Origin of the sequence: Streptomyces sp. NPDC014676, assembly GCF_043084105.1 — a bacterium.
In the GTDB taxonomy this organism is placed as follows: Bacteria; Actinomycetota; Actinomycetes; order Streptomycetales; family Streptomycetaceae; genus Streptomyces.
The window spans coordinates 225087-250721 of the sequence record NZ_JBIBZI010000004.1; the positions used below are offsets into that span (position 1 = coordinate 225087).

Consider the following 25635-nt stretch of genomic DNA (forward strand, 5'->3'; position numbering starts at 1 on the left):
CGGGGGCCGGTGCGCTCAGACGCTCACGGGCGGCCGAGGGCGCGGTACTCCCAGCCGGCGGCGCGCCACCGGGCGGGGTCGAGGGCGTGGCGTCCGTCGACGATGCGGCGGTGGTGCACGACGGCGCCCATGGCCTCCGGGGCGATCTGGCGGAACTCGTTCCACTCGGTGAGCAGCACGACGACGTCGGCGCCGGTGGCGGCCGAGATCGCGTCGGTGCCGTAGTCGAGCTGCGGATGACTGCGCCGGGCGTTCTCGGTGGCGGCCGGGTCGACGACGGTGACGTGGGCGCCGAGCCGGTGCAGGGTGGTCGCCACGTCGAGGGCCGGGGCGTCGCGGATGTCGTCGGAGTTGGGCTTGAAGGCGGCGCCGAGGGCGGTCACCCGGACCCCGGTGAGGTCGCCGCCGGCGAGCTCGCGGACGAGGTCGACGGTACGGGCGCGGCGCCGCTTGTTGATGTCGTCCACCTCGCGCAGGAAGCCGACGGCCTGGCCGACCCCCAGCTCCTCGGCGCGGTGCGCGAAGGCCCGGATGTCCTTGGGCAGGCAGCCGCCGCCGAAGCCGAGACCGGGCCTGAGGAAGCGTCCGCCGATCCGGTCGTCGTACGCCAGGGCCTCGGCGAGGCCGGTGACGTCGGCGCCGGTGGCCTCGCAGACCTCGGCCATGGCGTTGATGTACGAGATCTTCGTGGCCAGGTAGGAGTTGGCGGCTACCTTGACCAGTTCGGCCGTGGGCAGGTCGGTGACGACCACCGGGGTGCCCCGGTCGATGACCGGGGCGAAGGTGGCGCGCAGCCGCTCCTCGGCCCAGGCGGAGGTGGTGCCGAAGACCAGCCGGTCCGGGCGCAGGGTGTCGTCCACGGCGTAGCCCTCGCGCAGGAACTCCGGGTTCCAGGCGAGTTCCACCTCGTCACCCGCCGGCGCCAGGTTCCGGACCAGCTCGGTCAGCCGGGCCGCGGTGCCCACCGGCACGGTGGACTTGCCGACCACCAGGGCGCGCCGGCGCAGGTGCCCCGCGAGTTCGGTGACCGCCGCGTCGACGTAGCGCAGGTCGGCGGCGTCGGAGCCCTGCTGCTGGGGCGTGCCCACGCAGATGAAGTGGACGTCACCGAAGTCCGCGGCCTCCTCGAAGGAGGTGGTGAACCGCAGCCGTCCCGAGTCCAGGGCCTTGGTCAGCAGCTCGGGCAGGCCGGGCTCGAAGAAGGGGACCTCGCCCTTGCCGAGCCGTTCGATCTTGACCGGGTCCACGTCCACGCCCAGGACGTCGAAGCCGAGGGCGGCCATGCAGACGGCGTGGGTGGCCCCGAGGTAGCCGGTGCCTATGACGGTGAGCCGGGGGGCGGCCTCGGCGGTCTCGCCGGCTCTCGGTCCCGCGGTGTCCTCCGGGAGGGTGGTGGCGTCCATGATCATCTCCAAGCGTGTCCGGGCTCTGGGCGGGGGCGGGGTTTTCGGGTGCGGCGGGCCGCCGCGGTGGCCCGCCGTGCGGCGGCCCACCGCGTGACGGGCGGGGAAGGGGGGAGGGGCGTCAGCCGGCGCAGTCCGTGTTCGCGAGGCCCTCCGCCGCGCCTGTGGCCTTGTTGTCGCAGGTCAGCTTGTTGCCGTTGTCATCGGGCGTGAAGCGGAATCCGTAGCCGGGGCCGTCCACGTGGGCGGTGTTGCCCTTGAAGGTGTTGTCCTTGCCCCAGCCGTCGAGGATCTCGTGCGTCTGGAAGCCGTCCTCGGTGCTGTGGCGGCCGGTGTTGAAGGAGATCGTCCAGCCGTTGCCCTTCACGTCGACCCACGAGTCGTTGTGCGAACCGGAGAGGGCGGAGCCGTCGAAGGTGTTGCGGGTGAGGACGCCGCCGGTGGTGCCCTCCTTGATGTCGACGGCCTCGGCCGTGACGGCGCTGATGTGGTTGCCGCTCACGACGTTGCGGTCGCTGTTGTCCGGCTTGCACCGGGTGACCGTGCACCAGTTGGACTCGGCGGTGCCGATGTACACGCCTTCGCCGAACTTCGGCTTGCGCAGCCCGGTGTCGCGGACGGTGTTGTCGCGTACGACGTTGTCCGAGCTGAAGTCGCGCAGGTGGATGGCCTCGTCGCCGATCCGCTCCACCGTCAGGCCCTGGATGACGGCGTGCTCGACCCGGTCCGCCATCACGCCCTTCTGGCCGTTGCGCACGGTGAAGCCGACCAGTCGCCAGTGGTCGGCGCCGTCGAGGTGGAAGGCGTAGCCGCCCTCGATGTCACCGGCGTCGATCACCGCGCCGGGGCCGCCGCAGACCCAGATCGGCCGGTCGGCGGTGCCCGCCGTCTCGGCGGTGAACCTGTCCTCGTAGCTGCCGTCGGCGAGGTGGATGACGTCACCGGGCGCGGCGTCGTCGAGGGCGTCCTCCAGCGACGCGGCGTCGGTGACCTCGACGGTGGCCGCGGGACAGGTGACCGCGTCGGCGGACACCCCGGCCGAGCCGGTGGCGGTGGCCCGCGGCGCGGCGGCCGGGTCCTCCCCGGTGGGGATCGGACCCGTGGCGAGCGCGGACGGCTCCTCGGGGGCGCTGCTCCGGGCGGCCGGGGCCGAGGCCGTGCTCGCCGAGCCGGCCGCCGGGGGCGGGGAGTCCCCGCCCCCGGCGGCGGTCAGGGCCACGATCAGGGCCACGACCGCGACCGCGAGGGCCGCTCCCGCGAGCCACACCGCACGGTTTCCCGCGTTCATTCGGCCATCACCGGAACCCGCTCCTTCTCCGCTTCCGCTTCCGCCCCCGCCGGGGCGATCTCGCGCAGATGGTGTTTGGGCAGCGGCGCCTTGTCCAGGTACGGGTGGGCGCCGAGCGTGCCGTGCTTGCGGCGTCCGCGCCGGCCCAGGGCCGCGGCGAACAGGATGAGCAGCAGGATGCCCGTCCACAGCAGGGTCATCGGGCTGGCGTAGTGCCGGAACTTCACCCAGAACGAGCTGGTGTCGTACCAGGCGAAGGTCTGGTTCTCCTTGACGGTGAGGTCGCCGTGGGCCCGGGTGGTGTCGATGGCGCTGGGGCCGACACCGGCGACGACGTTGTACGAGACCGTGGAGCCGCCGATGCCGCCGACCAGGGAGATGCCGTGGTTGCCGGCCTCCTCGACGGTGTTGCCCCGCACCTCGGCGACCGAGTCGCGGACGTAGACGGCGGTGTCGGCCCGCTCGACGATGTTGCCGGTGACCTTGGCGCCCGTCACGCCGTCGCGCACCGAGATGCCCTGCCGGGACTGGCCGATCAGCCGGTTGCCGGTGACGGCGACCTTGTCGGCGTCCTTGCGGACCACGATCCCCATGTCACCGCCGGTCACGGTGTTGTCCTGCACGCCGACGTCCGTGCCGCCGACGACCTCGATGCCGTAGTGGCCGTTGTCCTCGGCGGTGCTGCTGGAGACGGAGTTGGAGCCGTAGCTGCTGACGGACTGGCCGGAGGCGGAGGGGCCGTGGGCCAGCGGCTGGCCGCTGACGGTGAAGCCGTTGCCGCCGTTGCCCAGCGACTTGGAACCGGTCACCCGCACCTGCTGGGTGGCACGTGCCATCACGAAGCCGTCGCCGCCGTTGTCCCGCGCCGTCGTGTTCTCCACGATCGCGTTGACCACGAAGCGGTGCAGTACGAGGCCGTCCTGCCGGCTCTTCTCGATGGTGGTGGACTCGACGGTGACCCCGGTGGCGCCGGAGGCGAACAGCCCGTACACGTTGCCGGAGACGGTGGAGTGGCTGATGTCCGCGGACACGTAGGACAGTTGGGGGGTGGTGAAGCGGCTGTCCGGGGTGGCCAGCTCGCCCGACGGGCCGGTCAGTACGCCGCTGCTGCTGAGCCGGCCGTCGTCCTCGTCGGTGAGGGCGTCCGGGCCGCTCAGACTGCCGGTGTTGGGCCGGTCGGTCCCGGTGAGGCTGAGCCCGCCGGTGCGCCCGCTCCAGAAGCCCAGGTCGGAGACGTCGGCGTAACTCATGGAGAACTGGCCGCCGATGGCGCGGATGTACGCGCGCCCGTCCCGGACGTCGGTGTCCGGCTTGTTCTTCTGGGGGTCCCAGCTACTGATCTTGACGTGCGCCTGCGCGGCGCCGTCGATCGTGATCCGGCCGCCGAAGGAGACGATGGAGACGAAGCCCTGGCGGTTGCTGGCCAGGCGCAGGTTCAGCCCGCCGGGGTTGGCCAGCCGCAGCTTGGCCCCGGAGTTCAGGTAGATGTTCTCCGTCAGCAGGTACGAGCCGTCGGATTTCCGTACGAAGGTCTGCGGCGCGAGCTCCAGGAGATCGGCGACGGTGTACGGCTTGCTGCGCCGGGTCAGGACGAGGGTGTAGCCGCCGGTGGTCTCGGTCCGGTACGGCTTCGTGTACCGCTGGTCCTTCAGCGGGGCGACCGCGGACACCGCGCGGACCTGGTCGAGCCGGTGGTCCTCGGCGGTGACCAGTGCCGCCTGGGTCTCGGACTCCTCGGCGGTGAACCGCGTCCCGGCCGGGTCGTCCTCGCCGGCGGCCGAGGCGGGGGCGGCCGGGGTGAGCAGGAGCACGGCCGCCATGGGCAGGGCGACGGCGGCGGTGCGCAGGGCTGCCGGGCCGAGGTACCGGGTGCGGGGCGGGCGGTGGGGGTGGTCCATGCGGTCCATGAGGTTCATGTGACTCATGCGGTTCAGGTGGTTCAGGTGGTTCATGACGGGAAAGCCCCCAGACCGGACGTGGCCTTGGCCGACGTGGTGGCCGCGGCGGGCTCCATGGCCGCGGCCGGCGCCATGGCCGGCTCCGCGGCCGCGGCGGTGGCCGGTGCCGCGACCGGCGTCGTGCCGCCGAGCGACGCGGAGTTCTGGCCCTCGCCGCCGATGGTGTCGCTGTTGCGGGTGAGCCAGCCCTGCTTGTTCATGGTGATGAAGGCGTACAGCTTGATCGGGAGCGAGATCATGACGACCACGACCGCGAGCAGCGGCAGCAGGAGCAGCTCCTGCGGGTGCCTGCGCAGGTGCGAGTAGCCCCGGACGCCCCGCCCGAGGAGCAGCCAGATCAGCACCAGCGCGATCCCCCGCCCCGTCAGTTCGAGGCGGCTGAGCAGGAGGTAGCCGAGGGCCATGCCCATCGTGACGGGGGTGAGCAGGATCTGCAGCACGGTGATCTTGGTGACCAGCGGTGCGCGCCACAGCCAGCCCTTGTACAGGGCGGTCAGGTAGCAGCGGTAGGAGTTGCGGCTCCAGCGCACGCGCTGCTTGACGAAGGCCCGGAAGGAGGAGGGGAACATCGACAGCGCGCGGGCGGAGGACTGGTGGACCGTCTTGTAGCCGGAGGCCAGCACCAGCCAGGTCAGCCGGCCGTCGTCGCCCGCGACGCACCGGCGGCCGAGGAAGAACTCGTCCTCGAGGTTGGTCAGCACGGGGGTGATCGCCGCCCGCCGGTAGGCCGCCGTACGGCCGGAGAGGCAGGCGACGGCGCCGGCGCGGCCCATGGCCGGGACGTAGTCGTAGTAGCGGAGGTTGACCAGCCAGTCCGCTATGCGCCGCCAGACACTGGAGCGGCGCTGGTAGACGTTCTGCTGGGTGCCGACGCCGCCGACCGTGGGGTCGGCGAAGGGCATCTGCACCGCGTCGAGCAGTCCCTCCTCCCAGCGGGTGTCGGAGTCGACCAGGACGACCACTTCACCGCTCGCCGCCCGGATGCCCACGCCCAGCGCCGAGCGCTTGCCGCGGTGCTCGAAGGCCAGCACCCGTACCCGGGGGTCGGTCACCAGCGAGAGCCGGCGGATGACCTCGTGGTCCGCCACGTCCGGGACGATGATCACCTCCGTGGGGTTCTGCGCCAGCCAGGTCTCCAGGCAGTCCAGGAGGATGTCCGGGTCCTCCCGGTAGGCGGGCACCACGACCGAGGTGGTGGTGCGGTAGTCGTTCACCACGGGCTTGGCGAACCGGGACAGCACCGCCCGGTACAGCCACAGGCCCCACACGAAGACGCCGGCGATGCCCAGCGGCATGACGTCCCGCCAGGACGTCTCACCGACGGCTTGCACCAGCCATGACCAGAACGCGTCGAAGAAGCTCGACATCAAAGAGGGCCCCCACCCAGTAAGCGACCGGAACGAGCCAACGTGCGTCGGGAACGGCACTTGGCTGAAAGGAATCTAGGGCATCGGACACGAATCCTTCACATCCGATGCGTAAACTTCACATGATGTGAGACGCCCCTCCGGGTGCGGGGGCGCCATGCCGTCACTTCGGCGCCGGTGAGCGCGTGCTGACGTCCCTCAGGGGTGTGGTGTCGGGTTCCTCGCGGGCCGCGGCGCGGGGGTCCCGCGTCAGGCGCACGCAAGGATCTTCACAACTCCTCCTCGTATGAGGAGCTTCATGATTCAACTGCATTCGGTCGAAAGGGAACCCTCTTTGCTCTTTCGGGACCTGTGATGCGCCGTCAGACGTGGTGGGCGTCGACGGTGAAGTCGTCGAGCGGGCCCGGGAGTCCGGCCGGATCTCGGGTCGGACCGGCCGGGGCGTGGGCCAGTCGCGGCGGGTGTCGCGACCGGACGACGTGCCCGGGGCTGTTCGGTCCGGCGCCGGACGGCACCGCCCCGTGCGCGCGGGAGTGACCGGACGGCACCGCCCCGCCTTCCCGGACCGCGGACACGATCCGTGCCGCCGGACGCGGAGCGAACGCGGGCGGCCAGGACATCCGGAACCGTTCGGGATATCCGCGGGGACCAGGAATGGGCCCAGGACCCATTCCCGCTCACCGATCAGGAAGGTATGCGGTGGGGAAGGGGCCGGTCCGCAGCGCCGGGGTGATCGGCAGGACCACCGCCGGCCGGTCGCGGAGGGCGGACCTGACGAAGCGTCACGCACCTCCGGAGGTCTCGAAGCCGCCACGATCCACGCCTCCGAGGGGAGTCGTACCGCGGCCGCCGCGCACCCGGGATGTGACCTTCACGTCCGTGACAGGGGGAATAAGCGCCGGACGCGGTACGTATTCCCAGGTCACCGACAGGAGGCAGAATTTGCGATCACGCGGGGTCGATCGCACCGTGCTAGTGTCGGTATCAGTTGCAGGTGTGGTTGCCAGCGGGTTCATTTCCTACGGGTTGATCATCACGGCGACACGGAATTCACACAGGGTGAATTCCCGATACCGCCTCCGAAGGAGAAATGACATGGCTACCGGTACCGTGAAGTGGTTCAATCCGGAAAAGGGCTTCGGCTTCATCGAGCAGGACGGCGGCGGCCCCGACGTCTTCGCCCACTACTCGAACATCGCCGCCCAGGGTTTCCGTGAGCTGCACGAGGGCCAGAAGGTGTCCTTCGACATCGCACAGGGCCAGAAGGGCCCGACGGCCGAGAACATCGTTCCCGCCTGATATCGGCGCCGACGCGTACTTCGCAGCCGGGGCCCGCACCTCAGGGGTGCGGGCCCCGGCTCGCTGCGTTTCCGACCGGTGACGGGGTGGTTCCACCACGTCACCGGTCGGTGACGTATTCTCCGTCGGCCCGGCTCGGCCCCCATCGACTTCGGCTCGTCTCGAGATTCTCTGCGCCGCCCCTGTGCTGCGGGAATTCCTTGGTACGCGCCTCATCAAGGAAGGTTCCGCATGAAGCGTGCCCGCACGTCCCGCACCCATGACCGTTCCGGGGGAGGCTCCGGCGCGCCCCGCTCGGGCGCCCCCCGCTCGGGCTCCCCTCGCTCCGGGGGCCCGCGCCGCTCCAAGGGTTCCGGAAACCGGCCGGCCGCACGGCCCGTACAGGGCGAGTTCACGCCGCCGGAGACGATCACACCCGCGCTGCCCGCCGTCGAGTCGTTCGCCGATCTCGACATGCCCGCGCGGCTGCTGGACACGCTCGGCCGCGAGGGCGTGACCGTGCCGTTCCCGATCCAGGCGGCGACGCTGCCGAACTCCCTGGCCGGCCGTGACGTACTCGGCCGGGGCCGTACGGGCTCGGGCAAGACCCTCGCCTTCGGCCTCGCCGTACTGGCCCGTACGGCGGGACGGCGGGCCGAGCCGCGTCGGCCGCTCGCCCTCGTCCTCGTCCCCACCCGCGAGCTCGCCCAGCAGGTCACCGACGCGCTCACCCCGTACGCCCGCGCCGTGGGCCTGCGGCCGGTCAGCGTCGTCGGCGGGATGTCCATCGGCCGGCAGGCCGGTGCGCTGCGCGCCGGGGCCGAGGTGGTCGTCGCGACGCCCGGACGGCTCAAGGACCTGATCGACCGGGGCGACTGCGTGCTGGACGACGTCGGCGTCACGGTCCTCGACGAAGCCGACCAGATGACCGACATGGGCTTCATGCCCCAGGTCACCGCCCTGCTCGACCAGGTGCGCCCCGACGGGCAGCGGATGCTCTTCTCGGCCACCCTGGACCGCAACGTCGACCGCCTGGTCCGCCGCTACCTGACGGACCCGGTGGTCCACTCCGTCGACCCGTCGGCGGGCGCCGTCACCACGATGGAGCACCACATACTCCACGTGCACGACGAGGACAAGCACCGGACGACCACCGAGATCGCGGCGCGCGACGGCCGGGTGATCATGTTCCTCGACACCAAGCACGCGGTGAACCGGCTGACCAAGCACCTCCTGAACAGCGGTGTCCGCGCCGCGGCCCTGCACGGCGGCAAGTCCCAGCCGCAGCGCACGCGGACCCTGGCCCAGTTCAAGAGCGGCGACGTGACGGTGCTGGTGGCGACCAACGTCGCCGCGCGCGGCATCCACGTCGACAACCTCGACCTGGTCGTCAACGTGGACCCGCCGACCGACCACAAGGACTACCTGCACCGCGGCGGCCGTACGGCCCGCGCCGGGGAGTCCGGCAGCGTCGTCACCCTGGTGACGCCCGGTCAGCGCCGCGAGATGAGCCGGCTGATGGCCTCGGCGGGCATCACCCCCCTGATCACCCAGGTGCGTTCGGGCGAGGAGGAGCTGAGCCGCATCACGGGCGCCCAGGCCCCCTCCGGCGTCCCGGTCGTCATCGCCGCGCCGCCCGCGGAAAGCCCCCGCGCCACGTCCTCCCCCTCCCGCAGCCGCCGGGGCCGTCGGGGCCGCGCCGGTCAGGGCCGTCCCGCCGGTCAGGGCCGTCCCGCCGGTGAGGAGGGCCGCCGCAGGACACAGCGACGCCCCGGCTCCGGCCCGGCCGCCTAGCACCGCCGGGACCCTGAGCCCGAGCCCCCTGCCGGCACGCGCCGGCAGGGGGCTCCGCCGTACCGCCGTACCGCCGCCTCGTCGCCAGAAGAACCTCACGCGAGCACGGTGCTCCGAAGCGAAGGGCCGTCCGGTGCGGCGGGGGCACCACGGGCGGGGTTCCCCCGCCGGGCGGCGAGGTGCAAGCTGGAAGGGAGGCCGCCTCGTCATCCCGGGTGCGGGCTCGGGACACGCGGTCTCGCCGCTCCGAGTGGGCCCCTGGGCCCGGCAGGAGGAAAGCGAGATGACAGAGCAGGCCACCACCGTTACGCGCTGGCACCTGGCCGGCGACTGGTTCGACGTGTGCAAGTGCGCCATACCGTGTCCCTGTACGTTCGCCCAGCCCCCGACCTACGGCGACTGCGAAGGCGTGCTGGTCTGGCACATCCGGGAAGGCACCTTCGGCGACGTGCGGCTCGACGGTCTCAACGTCCTGATGCTCGGCTCCTTCACCGGCAACCCCTGGGCCGGTACGCACACCGATCCGTACGCCGCGGTCTTCCTCGACGAACGGGCCGACGAGCGGCAGCGCGCCGCGCTCGGAACCGTCTTCGGCGGTGAGGCGGGCGGATGGCCCGCGCAGTTCGGGGAGATGTTCCACCCCGAGATGCGCGGCACGGACGTCGCCCCCGTCCACGTGGAGATCGACGAGGACCTCGCGACGTGGCGGGCGGAGATCCCCGGCCGGGTCACGGCCGAGGCCGAGGCGCTCACCGGCCCGACGACGCCGGACGGCGCACGGGTCCAGGTGCACAACGCGCCCGGCGCCGAGGTCGGGCCGGGCCAGGTGGCCACCTGGGGCCGGGCCACCACCGACCGCGCCGACGCCTTCGGCTTCTCCTGGGAACGCTCGGGGAAGTCGAGCAAGCACTTCCGGTTCGACTGGAGCGGGCCGGAGTGAGGGACCGGGGCGGTCCGCTCACATGCCGGGCATCGGGGTCAGGCCGGGCAGCAGCCAGTCCTGGAACAGGGCGAGGACGGCCAGGACGAGGAACGCCACGCCCACGACCCGGGCGAGCAGCGGACCGCGGGACCACAGCTTCTCCACGAAGATCACCACGGCCAGTCCCGCCATCGCCGCCACGTTCATCACGCCGAGCGGGATCAGGACGGCCATCAGTCCCGCACAGCAGCCGACGCAGTAGGCGCCGTGGTGGACGCCCACCCGCAGGTCGCGGGCCGGCCCGCGGAACGCGGCGTACCGCACGAGCTGCCCCATGGGGTCGCGGCAGTGCCGCAGACAGACGCTCTTGAGGGGGCCGAGCTGGTACAGGCCCGCGAGCAGGAAGGCCACCGCACCGAGCCGGCGTCCCGCCGTCGGGTGGTCGTCCACCAGGTCGCCGGTGAGGGCCAGGGCCGCGTAGGCGAGGACCCCGAAGGCGGTCCACACGAGCAGGTACCCGCCCACGAACCCGGCGGTGCGCGCGACCCGCGCCCGGCCGGAGGAGCGCCGGCCGATCCCCCGCACCCAGGTGAGGGCCACCGGTGCCATGGACGGCAGCATCATGGCCGCCGTCATCGTCACCCAGAGCGGCAGGAACAGCGGCAGCGCCGTCCCCATCGTGCCGGGCCCGACGCCCATGTCCCGGGCCTGCCCGACGGTGAGGACCCAGGCGGGCACCGCGATCAGGGCGACCAGGAACCAGGCGACCGCGAGCTCCCGGGCCGGCAGCAGACCTCCGCCCGCCCCGGTCGGCGCGGCCGGCCGGGCGGGAGCGAGGGGGGAAGTCCGGCTGTGGCGCATCGGTGTGTACTCCTGCCGCTGTCTCCAGGACAGCACGCGTCCCCGCGCACCGCGACCTCGCGCCGCGCGGCCGGGGGAGCGCGGCGCCCGCCCCGGTCGGGCAGGAGCGGGTACGCGGTGCGTCCGGTGTGTGGCCACGCCACCCCACCGGACGCTCCCGCACGTACCCCCGCCGTGTTCAGGCCGCCGGCCTGAGCGGGGTGGCCGGGGCGGCCGGGGCGGGGACCAGGGCGCGGCGGCGGACCGGAACGCCGAGGGTCGGGTGGGCCACGCCCCAGGCGGCGCCCTTGCAGACCAGTTCCTTGTAGAGGGCGGCGAGGCGTCCGGTCAGGGCCGCGTCGACGGAGCGGTCGTCGGCGGTGACGTACTGGATCAGGCCCTCCTTGCGGCCCAGCGAGACGCACTGGTTGAAGTAGCGCAGCGGGGTGTCCGGGAGCTTGCCGCCGGTCAGGCGGGCCGCGATGGCGTCGGCGGCCTGCCAGGCGGTGGGGACGCCCGAGGCGCACGACATCCGCAGCGGCTTGTCGCCGGGCCCCTGTACCAGCGCCGCGTCGCCGACGGCGTACACCTCCGGGTGCGAGACGGAGCGCATGGTGGCGTCGACCACGATCCGGCCGGTGCCGGTGGTCTCCAGGGTGGTGGCCCTGGCGAGCGGGTGGACGGCGAAGCCGGTGGTCCACAGGGTGACCGCGGCCGGGAGGGAGCGGCCGTCGGCGGTGGTGACGTGGTCGGCCCCGACGGCGGTGACGGAGGTCCGTTCGTGCACCGTGACGCCGAGCCCGTCGACGACCTTGCGCAGGTGCCGGCGGCCCTTGGCGGAGAGCCAGTCGCCGAGGTCGCCGCGGGCGGCGAGGGAGACGTCGAGGTCCGGGCGGGACTCGGCGATCTCGGTCGCGGCCTCCAGGCCGGTGAGTCCGCCGCCGACCACGACCACGGACCGCCCCGCCTCCAGGCCGGCCAGGCGCTCGCGCAGCCGGAGGGCCCCGGGGCGGCTGGCGATCTCGTGGGCGTGTTCGGCGGCGCCGGGGACGCCACGGGTGTCCCAGCCGCTGCCGAGGGCGTACACGAGGGTGTCGTACGTCAGCCGCCGGCTCCCCCCGGTGTCGTCGGTGACGGTGACCGTCCTGCGGTCGGCGTCCACGCCCGTCACCTTCGCGACCACCGGTTCCACGCCGGTGCCCGCGAACATCTCGCCGAGGGGGCGGGGCCTGAGCTCCTGGCCCACGGCGAGCTGGTGCATGCGGACGCGTTCGACGAAGTCGGGCTCGGCGTTGACGAGGGTGATCGCGACGTCTTCCCGGCGCAGCCGCTTGGCCAGGCGTCCGGCGGCGACGGCTCCGGCGTATCCGGCTCCGAGGACGATGATGCGGTGCTGCATTTCCCTGCTCCTGTCGTCGGCTCTTCGGCGGGTCGCCCCTTGAACCGGGCGGCCCGCCGTTTCCTGACAGGAGTGGATTGTGACGTGCGTCACATGGCGCTCAGAAGGCGATGAGCAGGGGTTCTCCGTGGTCGGCGGCCGCCCAGAGCCGGGTCGCGCGCTCCAGCTTGTCGGGGTTCACCTGGCTGCGGATCGCGGTGATGCCCTCGGGGGTGACCGCGAAGCACATGATGCCGACGATCCGGCCGTCGACGACCGCCACCAGGGCGGGGTCGCCGTTGGCGGTGGTGGCGTGGACGCCGGGCGAACCGCCCACGAGGTCGCGCTTGGCCTTGCCCGGCTTGAACAGGCCCCGCATGAACGTGGCGACCGCGAGCGCGCCCTCGAACGCCTTGGCGCGGGCCGGGACCTTCCCGCCGCCGTCGCCGACCGCGACGGCGTCCTGGGTGAGCAGCCGTACGAGCGGCTCGGTCCGGCCGCTGGTGGCGGCGGCGAGGAACTCGTCGACGACCCGCCGGGCGGCGGCCTCGTCGATCTCGGTGCGGGCCTTGCCGTCCGCGACGTGCTTCCTGGCCCGGTGGAAGATCTGCTGACTGGCGGCCTCGGTGAGGTCGAGGATCCCGGCGATCTCCCGGTGCGGGTAGTCGAAGGCCTCCCGCAGCACGTACACCGCCCGCTCGTTGGGGGAGAGGCGTTCCAGCAGGGTGAGGACGGCGTACGAGACCGACTCGCGCTGTTCGGCGGTGTCGGCGGGGCCGAGCATCCGGTCGCCGGCGAGCAGCGGCTCGGGGAGCCACTCGCCCACGTAGGTCTCGCGCCGGGCGCGGGCCGAGGTGAGCTGGTTGAGGCACAGGTTGGTGAGCACCTTCGTCAGCCAGGCCTCGGGGACCTCGATGCGGCCGGTGTCGGCGGCCTGCCACCGCAGGAACGTCTCCTGCACGGCGTCCTCGGCCTCGCTCGCGGAACCGAGCAGGCGGTAGCCGATGGCCTCCAGACGGGGCCTGGAGGCCTCGAACCGGTCCACGTCCTCCACGGTCAGGGCCATGCTCCGGATCCTAGCCCGGCCCGGTCCCCGGGGGCGCGGGCGGCGGCTTCGGACGCCCGCCGGGACCCCTGCGGAGAGCACCTGGCGATCCCGCCGGGGACGAACGGCGTCCCGAGGCCGCTCCGACGCGCACCGGAGAACGGGCGTTTCCGCCGCTCGACGTACTGACGGACGATCGCCCACGCCGCTCCGCCGCACGATCCGGCGCACCGGCGGGAGGTCGCCGCGTCTTCGCGATCGAGCACGGCGAACCGGACCGGGCCGATGCGGCCCCTCTCAGGTCCTCCGTGGAAACACCGGGAGCCGGCCGGGCGTTGTCGCGGATTTCGGTGATGAGAAGCGCACCGTCGCTTGAGGTGCTTTCCCTTCCCGAATCCCGTGCGTCGACGGCATGAGACCTCAGGTCCGTGATCCCGGGGTTCGTCTCCGGAATGGCTGAGGAGGGGCGGGCTCGCGCGCCGCGCATTGCGTTCATACGACTCCGGACCGGGACGCCTCCGAAACGGCGCGGCTCTTCCGGTGAACCGTGTCCGGGCGTGGCCGTGGCCGCGGACGGCGTGCGGGGCGCGGGGCCTGCACCGATGCCGGCCCCTGCCCCGTGCCGGTGACGGACTGTCAACCGGCTTGCGAAGCCCGGACGATGCCCTTCGCGCCGTGCCGCCGCTGCCTCCCGCGTCGGCGTCCGCGGCACTCGGAGGGCCGACGGCGTCGAGCGAGGCCGCGGCGGCGACGGCTCGGCGGAAAATCGCCGTTCCGGTTCCCTTTCCGCCCCGGCCGGCCGGCGTGACCACCGTCATCGAGACATCAGGATTTCCGCATTCCATAAATGGATTATCGATTCGGCTTCGTTTCTTTTTCCCCATCCGTCCCTGGTGAACCTGCCGTCCGACAAGGACGATCCGAGCAAGTCGAATTTACGTCAAGCGGTGCGATCGGTGTTTTTTGGACTTTGTTTTCCGGAGGGAACGGGAAACCGTTTCTCCATCTCTACGATCTGAAACCATGACCGACATTCCACGGGAAAACTCCGCCACCCGTGCGCGCTGGCAGACCTGTCTCCGACTTGCCCGCGAACTCCTTCTCGTCGGCCCGGACGGCAAGGACCTCAAGCTCGACTACCTCCACACCCTGATCGACACGGGCCACCTCGGCCCCACCCGCCACCCGCGCAAGAAGATCCTGATCATCGGAGCCGGCATCACCGGCCTCGTCGCCGGCCGCCTGCTCAAGGACGCCGGCCACGACGTCACCGTCCTCGAGGCCAACACCGGCCGCGTCGGCGGACGCATCAAGACCTTCCGCGCCACCGAGCACCACCAGCCCTTCGCCGACCCCGCCCAGTACGCCGAGGCGGGCGCCATGCGGCTGCCCGACTTCCATCCGCTCGTCCTCGCCCTCGTCGACAAACTCGGACTCGGCCGCCGCCAGTTCTACAACGTGGACGTGGACCCCTCCACCGGCAGCGGCCCCGACGTCCCCGTCCCCCCGGTCACCTACACGTCCTTCACCGGCCGGACCTGGACCTACGGCGACGACAGCCCCGACTTCCGCGAACCCGACAAGCGCGGCAACTCCTGGATCCGCGCCAACCGGGTCCAGGTGCGGCGGGCCGACTACGCCACCGGTCCCGAACGGATCAACGAGGAGTTCCACCTCACCGACGACGAGGTCCGCGCCCCCGTGGTGAAGATGGTCGACGACGCGCTGGAGAGCGTGCGCGACCACTACTCCCACATCGTCGACGGAAAGCGCGTCGACAAACCGTTCGACGAGTGGGTCGAGGGCTGGGCCCGGGTGATCCGTGACTTCGACGGCTACTCGATGGGCGGCTTCCTGCGCGACCACGCCGGGCTCAGCGACGAGGCGGTCGAGGCCATCGGAACGCTGGAGAACATGTCCTCCCGGCTGCACCTCTCCTTCTTCCACAGCTTCCTCAGCCGCAGCGACATCAACCCCGGCGTCCGCTACTGGGAGATCCCGGGCGGCAGCTGGCGCCTGCCGGACGCCCTCCACCAGGGCCTGCTCGACGAGGTGCGGCTCGGCCACCGCATGATCCGCCTCGAATACCACGACCCCAGCCGCGACGCCGACCCCGAGGGAACCGGCGCCGTCGGTCCCGACGGCTGGGGCGTGGCCGTGCAGACCGTCGCCGAGGACGACCCCCAGGCCCCGCCGCGCACGTGGACCGCGGACCTGGCGATCGTCACCGTCCCGTTCTCCGCGCTGCGCTTCGTGGAGATCGTCCCCTCGATGTCGTACAAGAAGCGCCGCGCGATCATCGAGACGCACTACGACCAGGCCACCAAGGTGCTGCTGGAGTTCAGCCACCGGTGGTGGGAGTTCACCGAGGACGACTGGCACGACGAGCTGGAGAACATCGCGCCGGGCCTGTACGCGTACTACCGGCACAGCGGCGGGGCGGACACCGCGCCCCGCATCACCCTCCCCGATCCGGCCGCCGGCCTGCTCGGCGCCGCGGTCAAGGACAACGGCGTCACCGAGGAGATGCGGCGGATCGACGGCGGCCTGCCGCTGCGCGGCCCCGCCGTCCGCCCCGCCACCCACTGCTTCGGCGGGGGCTCCGCCGCCGACAACCCCAACCGGTTCATGTACTACCCCTCGCACCGGGTCGAGGGCAGCACCGGCGGTGTCGTCCTCGCCTCGTACTGCTGGTCCGACGACGCCGCCCGCTGGGACTCCATGCCCGACGCCGAGCGCTACGTCTACGCCCTGCGCAACCTCCAGGCCCTGCACGGCCGCCGTATCGAGGTGTTCTTCACCGGCCGGGGCGCCACCCAGTCCTGGGCCCGCGACCCGTACGCCTTCGGGGAGGCCGCCCTCTACACCGCCCACCAGATGACCAGCTTCCACCTGGACGTCTCCCGGCCCGAGGGCCCCGTCCACTTCGCCGGGGAGCACACCTCCCTCAAGCACGCCTGGATCGAGGGAGCCCTGGAGAGCGCCGTCCGCGCCGCCGTCGCCGTCCACCGGGCCGCGCCGGTCACCGTCCCGGGCCCGGACCGGGAGGAGTACGCGTCGTGATCGCTTTCGACCCCGGGTGCACGGTCGCCCGCCACCTCGCCCTGCGCCTGGCCGAGCTGGGCATCACCCACCTCTTCGGCGTCCCCGGCAACCACCTCGGCCCGTTCCTGACCGCCCTGCGCGCCGAGGGCGACATCGAGTGGGTCGGCACCCCCACCGAGGGCGGTGCCGGACAGGCCGCCGACGCCTACGCCCGCATCCACGGCATCGGCGCCGCCGCCGTCACCTACAGCGTCGGCGCGTTCAACCTGCTCAACGCCTGCGGCGGCGCCTACGTCGAGCAGGTCCCGCTCGTCGCCGTCAACGCCTCCCCGCCCTACGAGCAGTGGCAGAACCAGCGCGCCCTCGGCCTGCTGACCTCCCACATGAGCCCGCGCACGGAGAGCAACCTGGACGTCTACCGGCAGGTCACCGTGGACGCGCAGGTCATCTCCCACCCGGGCCTGGCCCCCGGCCGGATCGACGCCGCGCTCACCGCCTGCCTGACCGAGCGCAAGCCGGTCTACCTGGAGGTCATGGAGGACCTGTGGGACGAGCCCTGCGCCGCACCCGAGGCGCCGATCGTCCCCCGTGAACGGCCGCTCGGCGCCCGCGGCCGCACGATGCTGGACAACGCCGTCCACGCGATCCTCACCCTGATCGAGGAGCACCCAGGGCCGGACGGCAGGCCCCGCCCGATCGTGTGGGCCGGCGAGGAGACCGACCGGTTCCGCCTCGGCGGACCGCTCACCGACCTGGTGGAGGCCACCGGGGTGCCGTTCTGCACCACCGTCGGCGCCAAGGCCGTACTCGACGAGGACCAGCCGCAGTTCCACGGCGTCTACAACGGCCACGCCAGCCATCCGGACGTGCACCGGATCTTCAAGGACTGGGCCACCTGCCGGATCGGGCTCGGCGCCTGGTCCACGTCGAAGAATCTCGGCGGCGAGCAGTGCGTCGGCACCGACTGGGTGATGGCCGCGCACGGCGGTGTCAGCGTCGGCACCTCCTACTTCCCCGACGTACAGCTCGGACACCTGCTGCCCGCCCTCCAGGACGCGCTGGTCAAGGCCTACGGATCCGGCGGGCTGACCGCCGACTACTACGCCGAGGCCCACTCCCACCACGGAGCGTCCGGGCACCGCCCCGCCACCCTGGGACACCACCGGGCCTCACTCAGCGTTCCCGGCTCGGTGTCCCGTCCGCCCGAACCCCTCACCTACGACGGCGTGTTCGACCGGATCAACCACTTCCTGGGCGAGGAGACCCGGGAGGACTGGACGGTCGTCTCCGACGCCGCGTTCTCCCTCATCGGCTCGATGAACCTGTCGCTGCCCGCGGGCGGGTTCCTGTCCCAGGTCAGCTGGCTGTCCATCGGCTGGTCGGTCGGCGCGGCGACCGGCGCCGCGCTCGCCCCCGAACGCGCGCCCGCCCGTCCGATGGTGTTCGTCGGCGACGGCGCCTTCCAGGAGACCTGCCAGGAGATCTCCACCCACACCCGGCTCGGGCTGCGGTCGGTGGTGTTCGTCATGGACAACGGGCACTTCTACGGCATCGAGCAGATGCTGGTCCACCCGTCCTACTACGCCGGACGGAACCGTCCCGAGCCGGACTTCTACAACGTCCTCCACCCGTGGCACTACGACCGCCTCGCGGCCGTCTTCGCCGGCCGGGACACCCCGGCGAACGGCGTCCACGTCACGGACACCGCCGAACTGGACGCCCTGCTGGCCCGCCTCACCGACCCCGCCGACCCGGTCAACGCCGGACCGCTGCTGGTCCGCGTCCGCCTGCACCGGCACGACTACCCGCGGGCGATGGCGTACAAGGTGCCGAAGCCCCCCGCGACCGCCTGACGGGCCGCCCGGCCCGTCAGGGAGCACGACCCGTATCCGAAAGGGGCAGGACATGGCCGAACTCAACGTGCTGATCGCGTTCGACGCGGCGACGATCGTCGAACGCAACCCCGGCGCGTCGAAGAACCCCGACGCGCCGACCTACGTCGACCAGAGCCTGATCTACATGACCACGCGCCAGGACCACATCATCGGCACCTCGGGCGCCGAGCTGAACCTCCGGGCCGAACCCGGGGACAGCGTCAAGTGGCGGGAGACGACGCTGTCGCTCGGCAGCGACTACAAGGCACTCCTGTACCGGTACGTGAGCAGCGACAACGACCACGTGCTCATCAGGACGCCGGAGATCGAGGTGGTCGACGGCGTCTACCCGATGCCGCAGGAGGGGAGCGAGGGCACGCCGGCGTTCACGACCCAGGAGTACGAGGACCACTACTGGCGGACGACGGTCAAGCGGACCGGCAAGGTCGTGTACCACTTCTACTTCCAGATCCTGGACCGCCACCGCAACCTGAAGGGCTACTTCCAGTGGGACCCCTTCATCACCATCGAGCGCCCCTGACGGCGGCCCCCGGGTGAAAACCGGTCCCTCCGTGACGTGGCGGTCGCGGAGGGACCGCGGGCTCAGCGCACCGGGAAGCCGAAGGTGTAACCCTGCTCCTCGAGCCAGGGCAGGACGCGGCGCAGGGCCTCGACGGTCTGGGCGCGGTCGCCGCCCGCGTCGTGGAAGAGGACGGTCGGCCCGCCCGGGATCTCCCGCTGGACGGTGGCGACGATGGCGTCGGCGCCCGGCTGCTCGAAGTCCTTGGTGTCCACGTTCCAGCCCAGCGGGCGCATGCCCCGGGAGGCGGCCAGTTCGCGGCTGTAGGGGGTGAAGGCCCCGCCGGGGGCGCGGTAGTACATCGACCGGACGCCCCCGGACGCCTTGACGATCATGCGTTCGGCGTCGAGGATCTCCTTCGACTGGTAGGCCTCGGACTTCTTGTCCATGGCGGTGTCGTGCGACACCGTGTGGTTGCACAGCCGGTGCCCGGCCGCGACGACCTCCTTCACGAGGTCCGGGTGGGCCTGGGCCTGGATCCCCGTCACGCAGAACGTGGCCTTCACCCCGTACTCCCGCAGGATGTCGAGGACTTGGGGGGTCCACGCGGGGTCGGGGCCGTCGTCGATGGTGATGTTGACGCCGCGCGCCCCCGCGTCCGAGGCGTGCGCGATGCTCACGTCGACCGGCTCGGCGTCACCGCCCGGCGCGGCGGACGCGGTCGCCTTCGGCGGGCCGCCCACGGGACCGGCCTGCGCGGTCCACACCGAGGCGCCGACGGCGAGCACCGTCACCCCGAGCGCCGCCCCGACCAGCTTGCCGTACCAGCCCCGCCCGCCGCCGTGCCGTGCCATGTCCGTCCCGCCCTCGCGTAGTTGTCCGTCGGGCCCCGGCCAACCCGAACCCACCTGACATGACGGAGCCCGGTGCCCTCGGGATGCGTCCGTTACCGATCACGGACAATGCCGGGGGAGTTCGCGGACAACTCGACGAGCGGCGGCCGGCGGCGGACCGGCCCGTAGTGCGTACGCACCAGGGGAAGACGGCGGCGGAGGACGATGCCCGGCGGTCGCGCGTCTCCTGACGCCGTCCCGCGGCACATAGGCTGGTGTCCATGACCCCAGTGGAGGAGGAACGCCCGCGCGCGCTGCTCGCGGGGGCCTCACGGCGGTGGGTGCGGGTGCTGCCCTGGGCGCTGGCGTTCGTGCTGTGCGTCGCCCTGCTGCCCACCACCATCGTGGTCCTCACCGCCGACTACGGCCTGAACGGAGGCGTCGCCGGCGGGCTGGCCGTCGCGCAGGCCGCGCCGCTGCTGCTCGCCGTCGTACGGCCGCTGCGGGCCTGGTACGTGGTCGTCGTCGCGGACGTGGCCGGGGCGCTGGCCCTGCGCGCCGTCGACTTCGAGGAGCGACTGCTGTGGCCGTTCCCGCCCATGGAACTCGTCGGGTACGTCGCCCTCTGCCTCGCCCTGGGGCTGCGCGAGCGGAGCCGGACGCTGGTGCTGGTGTGGCTCGCCACGGCGGGCGCCAATGTCGGCCTGGGGTTCGTCGCGCCGCACGGCTTCGGGGCCGAGGAGATGCTGTTCACCATCCTCGGCGGCGTCGCGCTCCTGCTGGGCGGCGTGCTGCGCGAGCGGTACGAGGTGCAGCGCAGGCTGGTCGAGCAGGAGACGATCAGCGAGGCCGAGCGCGGCAGGCGGACGCTGCTGGAGGAGCGTGCCCGGATCGCACGCGAGCTGCACGACGTGGTGGCGCACCACATGTCCGTCATCACGGTGCAGGCGGACACCGCGGAGTACCGCCTCGACAGGCTGCCGCCGGACGTACGGGAGGAGTTCACGTCCATCGCGGCGACCGCGCGGGAGTCGCTCGGCGAGATGCGCCGCCTCCTCGGTGTGCTGCGGAACGAGGAGGCGCACGGCGAGCTCGTGCCCCAGCCGGGCCTGACGCAGATCGGACAGCTGGTGGAGGCGACGGCGAGGACCGTCGGGCCGGTGGAGTTCACCCCCTGCGACGTCGAGGTGTCCGAGGCGATCGGCCTGTCCGCGTACCGGATCGTCCAGGAGGCCCTCGCGAACATCGTGCGACACGCGCCGGGTGCCCGTACGCAGGTGTCGCTGTCGGTGACGGAGTCCGATCCGCGGTGCGGTGAGCGGCTCACCGTCCTGGTCGTCAACGGACCTCCGCCCCAGCCGCCCGACGGGCCGCTCGAGGCGGGTGGCACCGGGCACGGGCTCGTCGGCATGCGCGAGCGGGTGCGGCTCGTCGGCGGCAGTCTCGACGCGGGGCCGCTGCCGGACGGCGGCTTCCGGGTCGCCGCCCGACTTCCTCTGAACCCCCTCGACTGAAAAGGACCTCACGTGACGACGCGCGTCATCATCGTCGACGACCAGGCCATGGTGCGGGCCGGCTTCGCCGCGCTGCTGGCCGCCCAGAGCGACATCGACGTGGTGGGCGAGGCCCCCGACGGCGCGCAGGGCGTCGAGCTGAGCCGGCGTACCCACCCGGACGTCGTGCTGATGGACGTGCGGATGCCCGAGATGGACGGGCTGGAGGCCACACGCCGCCTCCTGGAGCCGGCACTTGGTGTGACTCACCGGCCGCGCGTCCTGATGCTCACCACGTTCGACGTCGACGACTACGTCTACGAGGCGCTCCGGGCGGGCGCGAGCGGCTTCCTGCTCAAGGACGCGCCGCCGGCCGACCTCATCGCGGCGGTCCGCGTCGTGGCCTCGGGCGACGCGCTGCTCGCCCCCTCCGTGACGCGCCGCCTCATCGCGGACTTCGCCAAGCAGCGCCCCGCCGCCCGGGGCAAGCCCGCGCTGCGGCTCAAAGGCCTGACGGAACGCGAGACCGAGGTGCTCACCCTGGTGGCCCGCGGCCAGTCGAACGGGGAGATCGCGCAGACGCTGGTGCTGGCCGAGCAGACGGTGAAGACGCACGTCAGCCGCGTCCTCACCAAACTCGGCCTGCGCGACCGCGCCCAGGCGGTGGTCTTCGCCTACGAGTCGGGGCTGGTGGCCCCGGGCGAGTAGGACCGGTGCTGTGGGCGCGTCCCGTCACAGGACACCGAGGGGAGCGACGCTCCGGGCGACGCACCGCGTAGACGCCGTTCCGCCCGGAGCATCGCTCCCCCGTCGTCCGCGCGGCGGGTACCGGCAGCCGCCGGGCGGAGGCGCCGACAGCATCCGAGGAGGACCGCCCCCGCCTCTCCTCCCTCCCCTACCGGGGTAGCACCCCCACATTGGCTCCCCGGTATGACGCCCGGCGCACAGCCGTCCCCGCACTCTTCACCCGTCACAGAGAATGCGTGTACGAGGGAGACGGGACATGAGGCTACGCAGGAACAAGCGGCAGAAGGCGGACCACCGGCCGGAGGTGGACCACCGGCCCGGGGTCCCGGCCGTCACGCCCGGTCTCGCCGTCGAACTGCGCGACGTCCGGCGGCAGTACGGCCGCGGGGCGGGCACGGTGCACGCCCTGGCGGGCGTCGACCTCGCCCTGCCGCGCGGCACGTTCACCGCGGTCATGGGCCCGTCCGGGTCCGGCAAGTCGACCTTCCTGCAGTGCGCCGCCGGGCTCGACCGGCCGACCGCGGGATCCGTGCGCCTCGGCGGCACGGAGATCACCGGCATGAACGAGAACGAGCTCACCGAGCTGCGCCGCAGCCGGCTCGGCTTCGTCTTCCAGGCGTTCAACCTGCTGCCGTCGCTGACCGTGGAGCAGAACGTCCTGCTCCCGATGCGCCTGGCCGGGCAGCGCCAGGACCGGCACCGGGCGCAGGCGGTGCTCGCCCAGGTCGGGCTCGCCGACAAGGCGAAGCGCCGGCCCGGCGAGCTCTCCGGCGGCCAGCAGCAGCGCGTGGCCGTCGCCCGCGCCCTGGTCACCAACCCCGACGTGATCTTCGCGGACGAACCCACCGGCGCCCTCGACACCGGCACCGCCGCCGAGGTCCTCGGCCTGCTGCGCAACGCCGTGGACGCTCTGGGCGCCACCGTCGTCATGGTCACCCACGACCCGGCCGCGGCCGCCTGGGCCGACCGTGTGCTGTTCCTCGCCGACGGTTCCTTCGCCGGCCGCCTCGAGCGCGGTTCGGCGGAGCGGATCGCGGCACGGATGGCCGTGCTCACCTCGCGCGCCTCCCACGCCGGTGCGATGGCGGGGGCCGCGGCATGAGGCGCCCCAACGGACTCGCCCGTGAGGCCGTCCGCTTCAAGCCCGCGTCCTTCGCGGGGACCTTCCTCGCGCTGCTGATGTCCGCGCTGATCGTCTCGGCCTGCGGAATCCTGCTCGAAACCGGCCTGCGCGCCTCCGTGCCGCCGGAACGGTACGCGAACGCGCCGGTCGTCGCGGCGGCGGACCAGAACGAGTACGTCGTCACCGGCAGCGGCGAGGACCGCGAGGAGGAGGCGACGCCCCTGCCGGACACGGCACGGATGGACGCCGGTCTTGCGGCGAGGGCCGCCGGGGCGCCGGGTGCGGCCACCGCCGTCGCGGACTTCACCTTCCCGGTGCGCGTGACGGACGACGGCTTCCCGGTGCGCACGACGGACGACGGCTCCGGCGCCCGCGCACCGGCCGTTCCGGGCGGTGTGCTCACCGCGCACGGATGGGGCTCGCACACCTTCACCGGCACCTCGCTGACCACCGGCTCCGCGCCCCGCGAAGGGGAAGTCGTGCTCGACGCGGGCACGGCCCGCGCCGCGCACACCGCGGTCGGTGACACCGTCGTACTGGAGACCGCCGCCGGGCGGCGGGACTTCCGCGTCGCCGGCCTCGCCGAGGCCGGCCCCGCGGAGGCCGCCCGCGACTCCGGCGAGGCGGGCGGCCCGGCCTGGTTCGCCGACGCCCAGGCCCCCGTGCTCGCCGGGCATCCCGGCAAGGCCGACGCCGTCGTCGTGCAGGCGGAGGACGGCACCGGCGCCGAGGCCCTCGCCGGCGCCGTGAAGCGGGCCCTGGCCGGCTCCGGCGTCCAGGTCCACACCGGCGACGACCGCGGTGCCGTCGAGGACCCGGGCCTGGGGTACGCCAAGGTGACGCTCTTCGGGATCGGCGGCTCCTTCGGCGGCATCGCCGCCCTCGTCGCCGTCTTCACCGCCGCCGGGACCGTCGCGCTCTCGGTCGGTCAGCGGGCCCGCGAATTCGCCCTGCTGCGCGCCGTCGGCGCCACCCCGCGGCAGGTCCGCCGCGCGGTCGCCTCCGAGGCGCTGCTCATCGCGCCGCTCGCCGGGATCGTCGGCTGCCTGCCCGGCATCGGGCTCGCGCACTGGTGGTTCGGGCAGCTCCAGGACCGGGGCGCCGTCCCGCGCGCCGTGGACCTGCACGTCTCCGGGCTCCCGCTGCTCGCCGCCGTCGTCATGGGGCTGCTCACCGCGCTCGGCGCAGGCTGGATCGCCGGACGCAGGCCCGCGAAGATCAAGCCGGGGCAGGCACTGTCCGAGGCGTCCGTGGAACGGCTGCGGCCCGGCCCGGTCCGCACCCTCCTCGGCGTCGGCGCCCTCGTCGGAGGCGCGATCCTCACCGGTGTGTCCGCCCGCTCCACCGGAGACGACGCGGCCGGCGCCGCCCTCGGCGTCGTCATGCTCTTCATGCTCGCCGTCGGGCTGCTCGGCCCGCTGGTGGCCCGGCTGTGCGCCGGCCTGTTCGGCCTCCCGCTGCGCGGCGCGGGCCCGGCGGCCGGGCTCGCGGCCGCCAACTCCCGTACCCACGCCCGCCGCCTCGCCTCCGCGATCACCCCGATCGTGCTCGCCGTGGCCTTCTCCTCGACCCTCGTGTTCATGCACACGAGCGAGACCCACGCCGCCGACAGGCAGCTGCGTGCGGGCATCACCGCGGACCACGTGGTGACGGACCCGGCCGGGCTCCCGGTGGACGCGGTGGCACGCGCCGCCCGCGCACCGGGTGTCGAGGCGGCCGTGGGGCTGCTGAACACGCAGGTGCTCGTGCCGACCGGTTCCGGCGAGTTCAAGGCGCTCCAGGGCGCGGCCACCCAGGGCGTCACCGGCTCCGGCGCCGAGCTGGCGAAGGTGCAGGACCTGGACGTACGCGACGGCAGCCTCGACCGGCTCGGCGAGGGCCGCATCGCCATCGACAGGACCCTGGCGACCTCGGCGGACGCCGGCGTCGGCGACCGGCTCCCGCTCCACCTCCCCGACGGGACGGAGGTCAGCCCCGAGATCGTCGCGGTCTACGGTCGCGGCCTCGGCCTGGCCACGGTGACCATGGACCGGGCGTCCCTGGCCGGGCACGTCACCTCGGGCTTCGACAGCACGCTCCTGGTACGGGGCGGCTCGGAGAAGTCGCTCACCGCCCTGGGCGAGGTCACCGACGCCTCCGGCCACGCCACCGAGCAGAGCCGCGACGCGAGGCTGGGCGCCTGGATGAACAACACCATGGCCGCGGTCCTCGGCGGGTTCGCCGCAGTGGCCGCGGTCAACACCCTGGTGATGACGGTCCTGGACCGCCGCCGCGAGCTGGGCACGCTGCGCCTCGTCGGCTCCACCCGGCGTCAGGTGATGACGATGCTCCGCTGGGAGGGCCTGCTGGTCGCCGCGGTGGGCCTGGTCCTCGGCTCCGCGATCGCCGCGGCCACGCTGATTCCGATGATGAGCGGCGTGACCGGTGACATGCCCTACGTGCCCCCGCTGCTGTACGGGTCCTTCGCGGCCTCCGCCGTCGGCCTGACCCTGCTCGCGGTCACGCTGCCGGCCCGGGCCGCGCTGCGCCGCTGGTCCTAGCCCGTCCGGGGCGGCAGCCGGCATCACATCGGTCCGCGTGCCCGGTCCCCACCCTGTGCCCGGTCCCCACCCCGTGCCCGGTCCCCACCCCGTGCCGGCTTCCACCCCGTACCGGCTCCCGGCTCCCGTCTCCCGGACCGCGGAGCAGCGCACACCGTGCCGCGGCGGCCCTCGCCCGCGTCCGGCA

General features: G+C 72.9%; 18 protein-coding genes. 10 read left to right on the top strand and 8 right to left on the bottom strand.

The features are described 5' to 3' along the window. Nucleotides 1–23 precede the first annotated feature (23 nt). From ACF1DX_RS13690 to ACF1DX_RS13705, 4 genes are all read right to left on the bottom strand, one after another. On the bottom strand, nucleotides 24–1403 hold the full coding sequence (locus tag ACF1DX_RS13690) for a UDP-glucose dehydrogenase family protein (protein ID WP_391791361.1): 1380 nt from the start codon (nucleotides 1401–1403) through the stop codon (nucleotides 24–26). A gap of 121 nt (nucleotides 1404–1524) precedes the next feature. Then, the gene (locus ACF1DX_RS13695; RefSeq protein ID WP_391791362.1) at nucleotides 1525–2691 is read right to left on the bottom strand and encodes a nitrous oxide reductase family maturation protein NosD; all 1167 of its coding nucleotides are present in this window, start codon (nucleotides 2689–2691) and stop codon (nucleotides 1525–1527) included. Beyond that, a complete protein-coding gene (locus ACF1DX_RS13700) occupies nucleotides 2688–4616 on the bottom strand; it encodes a right-handed parallel beta-helix repeat-containing protein (RefSeq protein ID WP_391791363.1) in 1929 nt (642 codons plus the stop codon). The genes ACF1DX_RS13695 and ACF1DX_RS13700 overlap by 4 nt, the downstream gene beginning before the upstream one ends. A 23-nt stretch (nucleotides 4617–4639) precedes the next feature. After that, the gene (locus tag ACF1DX_RS13705) at nucleotides 4640–6016 is read right to left on the bottom strand and encodes a glycosyltransferase family 2 protein (protein WP_391791364.1); all 1377 of its coding nucleotides are present in this window, start codon (nucleotides 6014–6016) and stop codon (nucleotides 4640–4642) included. Between the two features lie 1095 nt (nucleotides 6017–7111). Here ACF1DX_RS13705 and ACF1DX_RS13710 point away from each other — a divergent pair. The 3 genes from ACF1DX_RS13710 to ACF1DX_RS13720 all read left to right on the top strand — a co-directional run bounded on the left by ACF1DX_RS13710 (nucleotide 7112) and on the right by ACF1DX_RS13720 (nucleotide 10028). After that, the gene (locus ACF1DX_RS13710; protein ID WP_030856788.1) at nucleotides 7112–7315 is read left to right on the top strand and encodes a cold-shock protein; all 204 of its coding nucleotides are present in this window, start codon (nucleotides 7112–7114) and stop codon (nucleotides 7313–7315) included. A 231-nt stretch (nucleotides 7316–7546) separates the two neighbouring features. Then, nucleotides 7547–9088 (top strand): DEAD/DEAH box helicase, encoded by a 1542-nt coding sequence (locus ACF1DX_RS13715; protein WP_391791365.1) that lies wholly within the window; start codon nucleotides 7547–7549, stop codon nucleotides 9086–9088. A 283-nt stretch (nucleotides 9089–9371) separates the two neighbouring features. Further along, nucleotides 9372–10028, top strand: coding sequence for a DUF1326 domain-containing protein (locus tag ACF1DX_RS13720; protein WP_391791366.1), 657 nt, complete (start codon nucleotides 9372–9374; stop codon nucleotides 10026–10028). Between the two features lie 18 nt (nucleotides 10029–10046). Here ACF1DX_RS13720 and ACF1DX_RS13725 read toward each other — a convergent pair whose 3' ends face one another. From ACF1DX_RS13725 to ACF1DX_RS13735, 3 genes are all read right to left on the bottom strand, one after another. Beyond that, nucleotides 10047–10871: a DUF2182 domain-containing protein gene (locus tag ACF1DX_RS13725; RefSeq protein ID WP_391791367.1), complete on the bottom strand. Its 825-nt coding sequence runs from the start codon at nucleotides 10869–10871 to the stop codon at nucleotides 10047–10049. 178 nt (nucleotides 10872–11049) lie between these two features. Then, a complete protein-coding gene (locus tag ACF1DX_RS13730; RefSeq protein ID WP_391791368.1) occupies nucleotides 11050–12249 on the bottom strand; it encodes an NAD(P)/FAD-dependent oxidoreductase in 1200 nt (399 codons plus the stop codon). Nucleotides 12250–12349: 100 nt separating this feature from the next. Continuing rightward, nucleotides 12350–13294, bottom strand: coding sequence for an RNA polymerase sigma-70 factor (locus ACF1DX_RS13735; protein ID WP_391791369.1), 945 nt, complete (start codon nucleotides 13292–13294; stop codon nucleotides 12350–12352). A gap of 1002 nt (nucleotides 13295–14296) precedes the next feature. Here ACF1DX_RS13735 and ACF1DX_RS13740 point away from each other — a divergent pair. The 3 genes from ACF1DX_RS13740 to ACF1DX_RS13750 are packed head-to-tail and all read left to right on the top strand — an operon-like array spanning nucleotide 14297 to nucleotide 18733. Continuing rightward, nucleotides 14297–16336, top strand: a complete 2040-nt coding sequence (locus ACF1DX_RS13740) for a flavin monoamine oxidase family protein (protein ID WP_391791370.1) — start codon at nucleotides 14297–14299, stop codon at nucleotides 16334–16336. Continuing rightward, complete coding sequence (locus ACF1DX_RS13745) at nucleotides 16333–18171, top strand: alpha-keto acid decarboxylase family protein (protein ID WP_391791371.1); 1839 nt, start codon at nucleotides 16333–16335, stop codon at nucleotides 18169–18171. The genes ACF1DX_RS13740 and ACF1DX_RS13745 overlap by 4 nt, the downstream gene beginning before the upstream one ends. A 52-nt stretch (nucleotides 18172–18223) precedes the next feature. Further along, a complete protein-coding gene (locus ACF1DX_RS13750; RefSeq protein WP_391791372.1) occupies nucleotides 18224–18733 on the top strand; it encodes an inclusion body family protein in 510 nt (169 codons plus the stop codon). 62 nt (nucleotides 18734–18795) lie between these two features. On the opposite strand, the gene ACF1DX_RS13755 is transcribed toward ACF1DX_RS13750, so the two are convergent. Continuing rightward, nucleotides 18796–19566, bottom strand: coding sequence for a polysaccharide deacetylase family protein (locus ACF1DX_RS13755; protein ID WP_391791373.1), 771 nt, complete (start codon nucleotides 19564–19566; stop codon nucleotides 18796–18798). A 260-nt stretch (nucleotides 19567–19826) separates the two neighbouring features. On the opposite strand from ACF1DX_RS13755, the gene ACF1DX_RS13760 reads away from it, so the two are divergent. The 4 genes from ACF1DX_RS13760 (at nucleotide 19827) to ACF1DX_RS13775 (ending at nucleotide 25448) form a co-directional block, all read left to right on the top strand. Then, nucleotides 19827–21059: a sensor histidine kinase gene (locus tag ACF1DX_RS13760; protein ID WP_391791374.1), complete on the top strand. Its 1233-nt coding sequence runs from the start codon at nucleotides 19827–19829 to the stop codon at nucleotides 21057–21059. 12 nt (nucleotides 21060–21071) lie between these two features. Beyond that, a complete protein-coding gene (locus tag ACF1DX_RS13765) occupies nucleotides 21072–21746 on the top strand; it encodes a response regulator (RefSeq protein ID WP_391791375.1) in 675 nt (224 codons plus the stop codon). Nucleotides 21747–22041: 295 nt separating this feature from the next. Beyond that, nucleotides 22042–22887 carry an ABC transporter ATP-binding protein gene (locus ACF1DX_RS13770; protein ID WP_391791376.1) on the top strand — a complete coding sequence of 282 codons (846 nt, stop codon included), beginning with the start codon at nucleotides 22042–22044 and terminating at the stop codon, nucleotides 22885–22887. Continuing rightward, nucleotides 22884–25448 (top strand): FtsX-like permease family protein, encoded by a 2565-nt coding sequence (locus ACF1DX_RS13775; RefSeq protein WP_391791377.1) that lies wholly within the window; start codon nucleotides 22884–22886, stop codon nucleotides 25446–25448. The genes ACF1DX_RS13770 and ACF1DX_RS13775 overlap by 4 nt, the downstream gene beginning before the upstream one ends. Nucleotides 25449–25635 lie beyond the last annotated feature (187 nt).